This is a genomic window from Pseudomonas sp. FG29 (assembly GCF_057809355.1).
This window is the reverse complement of sequence record NZ_JBMDJU010000001.1, coordinates 308212-321054: the sequence shown is the minus strand read 5'-3', so window position 1 is coordinate 321054 and position 12843 is coordinate 308212. Positions and strand designations below refer to the sequence as shown.

Genomic DNA, 12843 nt, shown 5'->3' with positions numbered 1-12843 from the left:
ATCGCGCTGCAGGCTTTATCATGCGGGCTTTATTCGTCAGGTCGTTCTCACCGCATGCTTTCCGCTGTCGCACGCTACAAACAACTGCTGTCCAGCGCCCTCGCCCGTTACTTCCCCCGCACCACCGCCTACCTGCGCGCCGAGCGCGAGGCTGCGCAGCCGCGCAAGCCCGTGCGCAAGCAGAGCAAGAAGAAGTCCACCGCCAACAAGAAAGCCACCGGTCGCAAGACCGCCAGCGGCAAGCCTGGCCCCGCCGGTATTTACACCGCCACCCGGCTGAAGATCGAAGAGGCCCAGGTACAGGCCATGCGCGAGCGCGTGGCCCAGGCGGTGAACGCCGGGCTGATCGGCGCACCGTCGGACGAACAGTGGGCGATGATCCTGTGCCGCGCGCCGCTGGCACGCATCTTTGCCGGCGCCGGCTCGGGCAAGTCGAGCACGCTGGTACTGCGCGTGGTGTTCCTGCTCTGCCACCTGAATCTCGACCCGCAAAGGCTGACGGTAATCTCCTTCACCAATGCCTCCTGCCACGAGCTACGCGAGCGCCTGCAACGCCTGCTCGACTTCTGGCACTACCCGCATGATGCGCGCCAGTGCGTGCGCACCTTCCACGCCGCCATGGCGACGCTGGCCAAGGAAAGCCTGGGCAACCCGCGCTGGTTCGAGCAACTGGACGAGCCCAGCGACGAACCGGACAACCCACTCGCCGGCGCTCGCCTGCGCCCCACGCAACAACGCCTGCTCAAGCAGGCCTACCAGAACGCCTACGCCGACGACCCGCGCTTTCGCGCCCTGACTCACCGCCTGCTCAAACTGCCGGCACCCGAAGAGCCGCCACGGGGCAAGCCCAAGGCGCCACTGGATGCTTGCAAGCTACCCGGTGAATTCGCCGCCCTGCCGCTGTTCGAGCTGCTGCACGGGCAGATCGACTTCGCCGAGAGTCTAGGGATTCGTCTCGAGCGCCTGGACGTGAAGGCCCTGGGCTGCGCGCCCCGCGAACGTGATTTCATCGAGGCCATGCAGCGCTTTCACCAGCACTTCAGCGCCCTGCTACAGAGCCAGGGGCTAATCAGCTTCAACGGTGCCTTCGCGCAATTGAGCGAGCGACTGAGCAGCGACCGCGGCAAATCCGGCCCCGCCCTGCTTGCCCTGAGCCACTTGCTGATCGACGAATTCCAGGATATCTCGCCGCAGATCGTGCTGTGGCTGCAGGCCGTGCATCGCCGCCTGCACGCGGCGGGCGAACACATCAGCCTGATGGCCATCGGCGACGACTGGCAATCGATCTACGGCTGGCGCGGCAGCTCGCCGGAGCTGTTCATCGACTTCGACCGTCACTTCCCCAGTCGTGGACGCAGCAAAAGCACCACCCTGCTGCTGGGCACCAACTACCGCAGCATCGAGCCGGTGATCCGCGATGGTGAGAGGGTGCTGGCCGAGGTGCACAGCAAGCAGGCCAAGACCTGCATCGCGGCCAAGGCCATGCAACCGGGCGACCACGGCGTCAGGCTGATCCAGCGCTTCGACCTGGCCAGCGGACTGCCGGCGCTGCTCAAGGAAATCACCGCGCAGTGCCAGCACGTCAGCCAACGCCCCAACGCGGATCGCACCGCCGTGCTGCTGCTTAGCCGACGCAACGAGCCGCTGCAGCAGGTGCGCGCGCAACTGGACAAGGCGCTGCCGGTCAAGGCCCTGACCATCCACCGCGCCAAGGGCCTGCAGGCTGAAGTGGCAATCATCCTCGACGACTGTCTGCCCGTGGACAAACACCCGCTGCGCAACGCGCTCTACGCCCAGTGCGGTTTCTTCGCCGGCAGCTACGATCAGGCCATGCAGGACGAAGCACGGCGCCTGGCCTATGTCGCCATCACCCGCGGCGTGAGCCGAGTGTTGTGGTACACGCGCAAGGCCCAGGGCGCCACGCAGTGCTTGGCAGCGAGCCAACCTATCGCGCAAGCTTCAGGCTGATCGGCACTTCAGGCGTTCCCATGGACAAACTGCTGGCTCTGCGCACCTTCGTCGCCACCGTTCGCTGCGGTGGCTTTTCCGCTGCAGCGCGGCAACTGGGGCTGGCTACCTCATCGGTGACCCGCGCAGTCAACGCCCTGGAGCAGGAGCTGGGCTGCGTGCTGCTCAACCGCAACACACGGCAGATCAGCGTCAGCGAGGCCGGACGCGACTACTTCGAGCGTGCCCTGGCCATCCTCGATGCGCTGGACGAGGCCGACGCCGCCGTGGCCGACAAAGACGGCGAAGTACGCGGCCGTCTGGCCGTAAGCGTGCCGGTGGAGTTCGCCCGACGCATCATCGCACCGCACCTCGGCAAGCTACTGGAACGACACCCACAACTGGAGGTGACCCTACGCGTCACCGACGAGGTGGTCGACCTGCTCAGCGAACGGGTCGACCTGGCGCTACGCCTGGGCTCATCCATCGTCAGCGACGACGTGGTCAGCCAGCGTGTCGGCAGCTTTCGCCGCTGGCTGGTAGCGAGTCCGCATTATCTGGCTCGCACCTCGCCCATCGAACATCCGGACGCACTGCAGGCGCACGCCTGCCTGCTGTACGACTACGGCAGCCCGGCGAACTACTGGCGCTTCGAACAGGACGGAAAGACCTTGCAGGTGCCGATCAGCGGGCGCCTGCGCAGCAACAACGCCGATATCCTGCGTCAGGCGGCGCGGGATGGTCAGGGCATCGCGCTGCTGTCGGACTGGCTGGTACGCGACGATGTAGACAGCGGCAAGCTGCAGCGCCTGCTGCCCGACTATGAAGTCGCTCCCGGCCCGCACGAAGGCACCATTCATCTGCTGTACCTGCCGAACCACCGTGGCTCTCGGCGCATCGCCGCGTTCAGCGAGTTTCTCCAGGAACTACTGCAAGGCTAAGGGCTTTTGCACGGCGTGCAACGCAGCGTTGCCGATTCGACGGATTCTCCGCCAGTCGTTACCTGCCTAACCTTGCGCCTGTCGCTTCCTCTCATCGAGATCCCATCATGACTAGCCAGACCTCCTCACTCACGAGCGAGTCGCCAGCCCTGCCACAGGCACTGGTGCTGCTGTTCGCCCTGTGCTGCGGCGCGATCGTCGCCAACCTCTATTACGCCCAGCCGATCATCGAGCTGATCGCCCCGGATGTCGGCCTCAGCGCCGAACGCGCCAGCCTGATCGTTTCGCTGACGCAGATCGGCTATGCCCTCGGTCTGTTGTTCCTGGTACCGCTGGCCGACCTGCTGGAAAGCCGTCGGCTGATGCTGATCACCACTGCCGCCGCCCTGCTCTGCCTGTTGGCGGCCGCCTTCGCGAACCAGCCGGATCTGTTCCTCGGTCTGGCGCTGCTGATCGGTCTAAGCTCGGTCTCGGTGCAGATGCTGATCCCTCTGGCCGCCAACCTGGCGCCGGAGGCCAGCCGTGGCCGTGTGGTGGGCAATATCATGAGCGGTTTGCTGCTGGGCATCCTGCTGGCACGCCCGCTGGCCAGCCTGGTCGCCGGTGAATTCGGTTGGCGCGCGGTGTACCTGATGGCAGCGGCCCTGATGCTGGTGATTACCCTGGTGATCGCCACCACCATTCCGCGCCACGCCCCCAGCCACAAGGCAAGCTACGGGCAACTGCTGGCCTCGCTCGTTCACCTGCTGCGCCGCTACCCGACACTGCGCCGTCGTGCGCTTTATCAGGGCCTGATGTTCGCCAGCCTCAGCCTGTTCTGGACGGTGGCGCCGTTGGAATTGTCGCGTCACCTGGGCTTGAGCCAACAGGACATCGCCCTGTTCGCCCTTGCCGGTGCCATCGGCGCAGTCGCGGCCCCTATTGCCGGACGCCTGGCCGATGCCGGCCATACCTGGCGCGCCAGTCTGGTGGCACTGATTCTGGCACCACTGGCTTTTGCGCCCAATCTGCTGGACGCAGGGCTGGGCTGGATCGGCCTGGTCGCCACCGCCATCGTGCTGGATTTCGCCGTGCAGATGAGCATGGTGCTGGGTCAACGCAGCATCTACACCCTGGAGCCGCAAAGCCGTGCGCGGCTCAATGCGCTGTACATGACCAGCATTTTCGTCGGCGGCGCCATCGGCTCGGCACTGGCCAGCCCGATCTACGAGCGCTTCGGCTGGTCGGGCACGGCACTGCTGGCCGCCGGGCTGCCATTGCTCGCACTGCTGGTATTCATCGGTAAAGAGAAGTGAGGAGTCGGCGCATATAAAAAATCGCAGGCAACAAAAAACCCGCCTAAGCGGGTTTCTTCCCAACCATCCGACATCCTGTCGGTAGCCATCTTGGCCTGGTCATCTTCCGTGATCCTCAGCGATCCATCGCTGCAGGGGATGTGTGTAGATTAGAGATCAGCCCTCGATGGCAACAGTGGCGGTTGCCGCCTGAACGTGTAAGCCTTTTGCCATAGCCAGCGGATTCAGCGACCGATCATGCGTGCAAGGACGTCCTCACCGCTCAGGCGACGATGGACGAACGCCATCACCACATGGCCGATGACCAGCACCAGCAGCAGCCAGCCGAGGTTGCCGTGCAATAGATTGGCCGGCTCGATCATCCATCTGATCTTGCCGTCGCTGAAACCCGGCATGAGGGTCATGCCGAATGCCACGAACTCGCGACCCGAGCCGTACTGACGCAGCAGCGCGACCAAGGGGATGAGGAACATCAACACATAGAGCGTAACGTGCCCCAGCCTTGCCAGCAGGCTGATTGCAGCGGGGCGACGGCTGAGACTGGCAACCGCCCAAACCAGACGAATCAGCACCAGGATCATCAGCAGCAAGCCGGTAGGCTTGTGCGTACTCCACAGGAGCTTGTCCAGGCCGCTGTCTTCCATGGCCGTATGGGCGATCACGGTAACGAACTGCCAGCCCAGAAGAATCGCCATGCTCCAATGCAGCAGGCGCGTGACCAGACCATAGCGATCTGCAGAGTCGTAAAGATTGGACATGGCGGCTCCTTTTCTATCGAACTCGATCCCTGGCCGGCTGCGTAGAGCGATAACAATCGATTTGCATGACCTGCTCGCACAGGCTGCGGTGGCTTCGCTTCAGGTTAGCAGGTATATCGGCGAGCCCTCGCAAGCAAGGGCTCGCCGCATCGTCAGCTATCGCGCAACGCTTCGCGGGCGTCGCGCCAGGCGCGATATTGCGGCTCCTGCCAGACACGAGCATGCAGACGAGCCATGCCATCGGGGTCGTTGAGCAGGCGCCAGCGCGTCGCCTCGACACGGCCATCCGGCCCAGCCGCGAGGATTTCCTCGATGCGCTCGTCACGCAGGGCCTCGGCAGCGGGCACTACCTTGGCATGGCGCGCACGCGCCATGGCGCATACGAGAGCGTTGTACAGCGGGTCGACCACCGCACGCACGAAGCCTTTGCGCAGAGCGCGCGAGCTGTTCAGGTGCTCGTACTCGGCGGTATCGCTCAACTCACGCGGCACCTGATGCTCCTCGGGGATCAGGAACAGCTTGCCGCGCTTGGCGGCCAGGCCGGGAGCGGTACGACTGGTCAGCACCGAAACCACCGGCGACAGAATCAGCGAGACGACGATGGGTGCCAGCCACCAGAGGAAGTCCGGATTGAGCCAGGCCACCAGCGCCGTCCAGCTGATACCGATCAGTACCTGGGTGCCGTGGCGACGGAAGGCTTCGCTCCAGGGCGTGGAATCATCCACGCGCTGCGGCGAGTTCCATTGCACCGACCAACCGAGGAAGGCGGCCGTGACGAACAGGCTGTGGAACAACATGCGCACCGGCGCCAGCAGCACCGAGCAGGATGCCTCCAGCAGCATCGACAGCAGCACGCGCATGCGACCGCCGTATTCCTCGGCGCCCTGAATCCAGATCAGCAACACACTGAGCAGCTTGGGCAGGAACAGCAGGGTCATGGTCGCCGAGAACAGCGCCACGGCCTCCTCCGGTTGCCAACGCGGCCACAGCGGATAGAGCTGATTGGGCTGCAGGAAGTACTCCGGCACCATCAAGGTATGGATCGCCAAAAGGCTGGTGGAGAGCACCAGGAACAGCAACCACAGCGGGGCCGACAGGTAGGACATGACGCCGGTGAGGAACACCACACGATGCACCGCATGCATGCCCCGCACGAGGAACAGGCGGAAGTTCATCAGGTTGCCCTGACACCAGCGCCGATCCCGCTTGAGTTCGTCGAGCAGGTTCGGCGGCAGCTCTTCGTAGCTGCCCGGCAGGTCGTAAGCGATCCACACGCCCCAGCCGGCACGGCGCATCAATGCAGCTTCGACGAAGTCGTGCGACAGAATCGCACCGGCAAAGGCGCCCTTGCCCGGCAACGGCGCCAAAGCGCAGTGCTCGATAAAGGGTTTGACCCGAATGATCGCGTTGTGCCCCCAGTAGTGCGACTCGCCGAGCTGCCAGAAATTGAGGCCGGCGGTGAACAGCGGGCCGTAGACGCGCGTGGCGAACTGCTGCAGACGGGCGTAGAGGGTATCCATGCCCGATGCTTTCGGCGCGGTCTGGATGATACCGGCGCCCGGGTTGGCCTCCATCAGGCGCACCAGGCGAGTCAGGCATTCACCACTCATCACGCTGTCGGCATCGAGCACCACCATGTAGCGGTAATTGCTACCCCAGCGACGGCAGAAGTCGTCGATGTTGCCGCTCTTGCGCTTCACCCGGCGCCGACGGCGACGGTAGAAGATATGGCCAAAGCCCTCGACCTCGCGGCACAGCTCCATCCAGGCCTGCTGTTCGGCGACGCAGATGTCCGGATCGTTACTGTCGCTGAGGATGAAGAAGTCGAAATGCTCGAGCTGACCGGTCTTCTTCAGCGACTCGAATGTGGCGCGCAGACCGGCGAAGACGCGTGGCACGTGCTCGTTGGCAATCGGCATGACCAGCGCAGTGCGGGCCTTGGGCGAAATCGGCTCGTCGCCGCACGACGTGGCAGAGATGCTGTAGCGATCACGCCCCTTGAGCAGTTGGAAGAAGCCCATCAGCGCCGTCCAGAAGCCCATCGACACCCAGCAGAACAGCAGCGCGAACAGCGCCAGGATGCTGGTTTGCACCACATAGGGCAGGATCTGCCGTGCCGACTCCAACCAGGGTTGTTCGAACACCAGGCCCAAATCGACCAGTGACCAGCCCTGATAAGGCAGCACCGATTTCATGTACCAGGTGGCGACCACGGTCTGCGCGATCATCAGCACCATCAGCGCTGCACGGCGTACCGCGGCCACGTGGCGCCAGTGTTCTTCACTGAAGTCCTCGGACTCACGGGTACGGGGTCGCGGGTTCGACTTGTGCCCCTTCAGGCGCCACCAGCCAAGTTCGAGAATGTTGGTCTGCCAGGGCTCCGGCACCATGCGCGTACGCTTGATCGGCGGCGTCGATTCGATGGTCGGTCGACCCTGGTGATCCTGCACCAGTTGGCAACCCCGCTCGACGGCATCGGGCCAGCCCATGGACAAGCGCACCGGCACGGACTCGAGCAGTTCGCGGGTTTCCTCATCCACTTCTTGCGCGGCGACTGCCGGAGGCAGCAGGGCGTGATGCAGTTCAGCCAGATCGCCGCCCTCCTCCAGGCGGCGCTCCAGTTCCTGTTGCTGAGCCTGATCCAGGGGCAGTTCGTCCAGATAGTCCTGGATCAGCGTAGCGTCGGGAGATTTATTCATGGGCAGGCAGCTGATAGCTCCAGGTTTCCGACAGGGGCTTGCCGTCCTCGATCAGGGCAGCGCGCATTTCCACCGGTTGCGCCGGATCCTTGACCATGACCCGCAGGGTCAGGCGCCAGCCTTTGCTCACCGGGTTGTAACGCAGGTTCTTCTCCACGATGTCGGCATTGCCATCGACGCTGATCTGCGGCTCGATGGCCGCATCCGGCGCGCGTTCAGCCAGAACCGGGCCGGCGAAATCCACCACCAGTGCGGTGCTGCCATCAGGCTGACGAATCAGGTTGGCCTGTTTCACATCACCTTCGGACAAGCGGGTCTGAGTGACCATGGCCAGCTTCGGATCATGCAGCTTGGCGTCGTCACGGCTGAAGTGTAGACGGTAGTGAACGTCGAGGGCTTCACCCGGCGCCGGCTGCTTCTCGGGGCGCCAGAGCGCAACGATGTTGTCGTTGGTCTCATCCGGGGTTGGAATTTCCACCAACTCGACGTGGCCAGGGCCCCAATCACCGACGGTTTCCACCCAGCCACTGGGACGCAGCTCGTAGCGATCATCCAGATCCTGGTACTGGGCGAAGCTGCGGCCACGCTGCATCAGACCAAAGCCACGCGGATTCTCGATGCTGTAGCTGCTGACGTTGAGGCGCTTGGGGTTGTTCAGCGGGCGCCACAGCCACTCACCGTTACCAGCGGCAATGGCCAGGCCGTCGGAGTCATGCAGCTCCGGGCGGTAATTGTGGCGCGGCCAGGGCTGGTTGGCACCGAACAGGTACATGCTGGTCAGCGGGGCGATGCCGAGTTTCTCAACCGGCTCGCGCAGGTAGACCTTGGCCTGCACGTCGAGCACGCTGTCGCGGCCCGGGTCGATTTCCATACGGTAGGCACCGGTGGCACGCGGCGAATCCAGCAGCGCATAGAACAACAGGGTGGCGCGATCAGCTTTCGGCTTCTCGATCCAGAACTCGGTAAAACGCGGGAACTCTTCGCCCGATGGCAGTGCGGTATCGATCGCCAGGCCGCGAGCCGACAGGCCGTAGACCTGGCCCTTGCCAACGATGCGGAAGTAACTGGCGCCCAGCACGCTCATCACTTCGTCCTGCTTGCCCGGCTCATTCAGTGGATGAATGATCTTGAAGCCGGCAAAACCCAGATCCTTGAGGTCATCCGGGTTGAGCTTGACGTCAGCGAAATCGAACATCTCCGGGGAATACTTGATCTCCCGAGTACCGGTTGCGGTGACCTCGTTGAGCTTCACCGGAACGTCGAAGTGCATGCCCTGATGGAAGAAATACAGCTGATACGGCGTCTTGCCATCGCGCCAGTAGGCGTGATCCTCACGGAAGCGCACCTTCTGGTAATCGGCGAATGGCATCTGACGCAACGCCGTCGGCAAGCGGCTCTGCGGAGCGCTATAGCGCTCTGACGCAAGGGACTTGGCCTTGACTGCCACATCATCCAGATCGAATGCCCAGATCTGGGCAGCGAACAGCATGGGCAAAGTGCACAGGATCAACCGGCCGGTCTTGCCCAGACGGGTTCCAGAACGACGACTCATTGACTAACAGCCTCCAAGGCATACGGATTGACGCGCAGCGGACGCCCCACGGGTCGCCGCTGCACGGGGTTCAAATTTGGGCGGAAAATGATGCAAGAAAGCGCTCGTGTCACGTCAGGCCTCGAAAAGATGGCTACTGGCCGTATGCACGTATTTTTCTGCGCATTATTACCGGATCGCGCTGCCCGGCACAGGGGCTCACACAGGTATATTTTCGCCTCCTTGGGCCGCACCACTCACTGGCGCGGCAACAGTTCGAATCGGGCCTCCTGCACAGCCTCCGAATCCAGCCCTAACTGAACGCGGAAAGCACCTGGCTCGCTGACATGACGCAGGCTGGCATCGTAGAAGCGCAGCATCGGCTCGTCGATCTCGAAACTCACCTCACGTGACTCACCTGCCTCAAGCTTGACCTTGCGGAAATCCTTGAGTTCCTTCACCGGACGGATCACCGAGGCCGCTTCGTCATGCAGATACAGCTGCACGACGGCAGCACCGGCGCGGGTTCCGGTGTTTTTCAGGGTTACGCTGACACGGATTTTTTCATCCGCCTTCATGCGTTCGGCCGAGAGTTTCGGCGCCGACAGCTTGAAGTCGCTGTAGCTTAGGCCATAACCGAACGGATACAGCGGGCCGTTGGGCTCCTCGAAGTATTGCGAGGTGTAATTGCCAGGCGTGCCGGGGGTATAAGGGCGGCCCAGACGCAGGTGATTGTAGTAGGTGGGAATCTGCCCGACCGAGCGCGGGAAGGTGATCGGCAGCTTGCCCGACGGATTGTGCTCGCCGAACAGCACGTCGGCGATGGCGTTGCCGCCTTCGGTGCCGCTGTACCAGGTTTCCAGCATGGCGTCGGCGTTTTCCTTTTCCCAGGTCAGCGCCAGCGGGCGGCCGTTCATCAGCACCAGCACCAACGGCTTGCCGGTGGCCTTGAGTGCGCGCAGCAGGGCCTGCTGGCTGTCGGGAAGATCCAGACGGGTACGGCTGGAGGACTCGTGCGACATACCGCGCGCCTCGCCCACGGCGGCGACGATGACGTCGGCCTGCGACGCGACACGCACCGCTTCTTCCAGCATCGCCTGCGGGGTGCGCTTGTCGAGTACGACTTCCGGGCGATCCCAATTGAGTTGGTTGAGGTAGTTGATCACGTGGGGGTCGTCGGTGACGTTGGCACCACGCGCGTACATCAACATGCCATGCCCCTTGAGCGCCTTGGCCATGCCGGTTCGCAGGGTCACCGCTTGCTCAGGAATACCCGCTGCCGACCAGCTACCCAGCATATCCACCGGCGAATCAGCCAGCGGGCCAATCAGTGCGACGGTGGCTTTCTTGTTCAGCGGCAGCGTGTCACCGTGGTTTTCCAGCAGCACCATGGAATCACGCGCCATGGCACGTGCCTCGTCACGGTGCAGACGCTGCTCGGCATTCACGTCGGCCGGATCGTCTTCTGCACGGCCAATACGCAGGAACGGATCGTGAAACAAGCCCATATCGTACTTGGTGCCCAGCAGATGCCTCACGGCGTCATCAAGTACGGTTTCGGACACCGCTCCACTTTTGACCAGCTTCGGCAGTTCCTGATCATAGAGGGTATCGGCCATGCTCATGCCCACCCCGGCATTGATTGCCAAGCGCGCCGCCTCAGCGCCATCAGCAGCCACGCCATGGCGCATCAACTCGGTAATGGCGCCGTGATCGCTGAACACCCCGCCCTTGAATCCCCAGTCGCGACGCAGCAGATCCTGTAGCAGCCAGGTGTTGGCCGAAGCCGGCACACCATTGACCGCATTCAGGGCGACCATCACCCCGCCCGCCCCGGCATCGATGGCAGCGCGGTAGGGCGGTAGGTAGTCCTGGTACATGCGCATCGAGCTCATATCGACCACGTTGTAGTCACGTCCGCCCTCCACGGCGCCGTAAAGGGCGAAGTGTTTGACGACAGACATGATGCGCTGCGGTGAGTTGGCACCCTCACCCTGATAGCCCCTGACCATCGACTCTGCAACACGCGAGACCAGGAACGGATCTTCGCCAAAGCCTTCGGATGTGCGCCCCCAGCGCGGATCGCGAGCGATATCCACGGTCGGCGCGAAGGTCATGTCCAGACTGTCGGAGCTGGCCTCCAGCGCTGCGATTCGCGCGCTGTTCTCGATCGCGGGCAGATCCCAGCTCGACGCCAGCCCCAGGCCGATGGGGAATGTCGTGCGATGGCCATGAATAACGTCATAGGCGAAGAACATCGGAATCTTCAGGCGGCTGCGCATGGCGGCCTCCTGCATCGGTCGGTTCTCCGGTCGACTGATGGAGTTAAACGTCCCGCCGATGCGCCCGGCGGCGATCTCCTGACGTATCAGCTGGCGCGGCATCTCAGCACCGATACTGATCAATCGAAGTTGACCGACCTTCTCCTCCAGCGTCATGCGATTGATCAGGTCATTGATAAAGGCATCCTTGTCATCCAGCGAGGGGCTGGCGAGAACAAAGCCCGAGGTACAGAAAAGAGTGGCGAGCGCGAGCGAGGGCAGGCATTTCATCAAGACAGGTATCCAGCCAGTTACATTGTTCGAATGGCCGCCAAGATACCGCGACTGCGCACATCCCGCGCCTGGGCGACAGAAAAATATTCACTTGCATGAACTTGCGCTTTTTATGGCCAAGGGGCTGGCATGCCGGTGCAGTGAGCGTAGCATCATCGCTCAACCGGAGAATGTGATGGCGCCACTGGAACATCTGCAGGTCTTTCACAGCATGAGCCAATCGCCCAATGCGCACCTGCATGCGCGGGCCGATCTGGGCGCTGGCCTGGCGCTGGCGCGCTGGAGCAATGCCCACGACTCCCGCGATTACGTCGCCCCGAGCCATCACACCCTGTCGTGCTACCTGAGCGGTGGCACCGGCACCTTCCGCCGTGAGCAGCCGTTTGCCAAAGGCGCGCCGGATCGCCTGTGCGTCATGCCGGCCGGGCATGAGTCGGCCTGGATCATCAATGGCGAGGTGCAACTGGCGCACCTCTATATCGAACAGGAGCGTTTCGCCCTGGGTGCCGTCACCTTGCTCGACCGCGAACCGCGTAGCCTGCAACTGACAGAGGCCACCTTCCTCGAGGACGCCGAGCAGGCGACTCGTTTCCGTCAGTTGTGCACGCTCGACTGGCAGGAGCCAAGCGAGCGCGTGTTGGCCAGCAGCCTGGCGCATGACCTGCTCGACCACGCCCTGCTGACCCAGGTTGGCCTGCGTCAGGGCCTGCAACTGAAAGGCGGCCTGGCGCCACACCAACGTCGCCAGTTGCGCGACTATATCGAGCAGCACCTGGCCGAACCGCTGCCGCTGAGCGAGCTGGCCGGCCTCTGCGCCCTCTCGGAATACCATTTCGCGCGCATGTTCCAGATCAGCTTCGGCCTGCCGCCGCACCGCTACGTACTCGCCAGGCGTCTGGCTCAGGCCTGCCATCTGCTGCGCCACGGCACACTGGCGCTGGGCGAGGTAGCCCTGGCCTGTGGTTTCGCCAGCGCCAGCCACTTCAGCAATCGTTTCCGCCAGGCCATCGGCGCCACGCCCGGCCAGTACCGTAACGCCTTTATCTAGCATCGCTGCAATCTCGTCGGCACGCCTGCTAATCGCCGTGCAGCTATGCGAGAATTTGCGGCTTTGCAT

At 63.3% G+C, this 12843-nt stretch carries 8 protein-coding genes; 4 read left to right on the top strand and 4 right to left on the bottom strand.

Translation table 11 applies throughout. The features are described 5' to 3' along the window. Positions 1 to 54 precede the first annotated feature (54 nt). The 3 genes from ACODS1_RS01580 (at position 55) to ACODS1_RS01570 (ending at position 4183) form a co-directional block, all read left to right on the top strand. A complete protein-coding gene (locus tag ACODS1_RS01580; RefSeq protein WP_489084263.1) occupies positions 55 to 1968 on the top strand; it encodes a UvrD-helicase domain-containing protein in 1914 nt (637 codons plus the stop codon). A 20-nt stretch (positions 1969 to 1988) separates the two neighbouring features. Beyond that, positions 1989 to 2888 carry a LysR family transcriptional regulator gene (locus ACODS1_RS01575; RefSeq protein ID WP_489084262.1) on the top strand — a complete coding sequence of 300 codons (900 nt, stop codon included), beginning with the start codon at positions 1989 to 1991 and terminating at the stop codon, positions 2886 to 2888. Positions 2889 to 2995: 107 nt separating this feature from the next. Continuing rightward, the gene (locus tag ACODS1_RS01570) at positions 2996 to 4183 is read left to right on the top strand and encodes an MFS transporter (RefSeq protein WP_489084261.1); all 1188 of its coding nucleotides are present in this window, start codon (positions 2996 to 2998) and stop codon (positions 4181 to 4183) included. Positions 4184 to 4407: 224 nt separating this feature from the next. On the opposite strand, the gene ACODS1_RS01565 is transcribed toward ACODS1_RS01570, so the two are convergent. The 4 genes from ACODS1_RS01565 to bglX all read right to left on the bottom strand — a co-directional run bounded on the left by ACODS1_RS01565 (position 4408) and on the right by bglX (position 11723). Continuing rightward, entirely contained in the window at positions 4408 to 4941 is a 534-nt protein-coding gene (locus ACODS1_RS01565) for a cytochrome b (protein WP_489084260.1), read from the bottom strand. Positions 4942 to 5093: 152 nt separating this feature from the next. Beyond that, entirely contained in the window at positions 5094 to 7640 is a 2547-nt protein-coding gene (gene mdoH / locus ACODS1_RS01560; protein ID WP_489084259.1) for a glucans biosynthesis glucosyltransferase MdoH, read from the bottom strand. Further along, on the bottom strand, positions 7633 to 9129 hold the full coding sequence (locus ACODS1_RS01555) for a glucan biosynthesis protein G (protein ID WP_489084541.1): 1497 nt from the start codon (positions 9127 to 9129) through the stop codon (positions 7633 to 7635). Before ACODS1_RS01555 ends, mdoH begins: the two co-directional genes overlap by 8 nt. Before the next feature lie 299 nt (positions 9130 to 9428). Further along, a complete protein-coding gene (bglX, locus tag ACODS1_RS01550) occupies positions 9429 to 11723 on the bottom strand; it encodes a beta-glucosidase BglX (protein WP_489084258.1) in 2295 nt (764 codons plus the stop codon). Positions 11724 to 11901: 178 nt separating this feature from the next. Between bglX and ACODS1_RS01545 the strand changes: the two genes are divergently transcribed. Continuing rightward, the gene (locus tag ACODS1_RS01545) at positions 11902 to 12774 is read left to right on the top strand and encodes a helix-turn-helix domain-containing protein (protein ID WP_489084257.1); all 873 of its coding nucleotides are present in this window, start codon (positions 11902 to 11904) and stop codon (positions 12772 to 12774) included. The last annotated feature ends 69 nt before the right edge of the window (positions 12775 to 12843 follow it).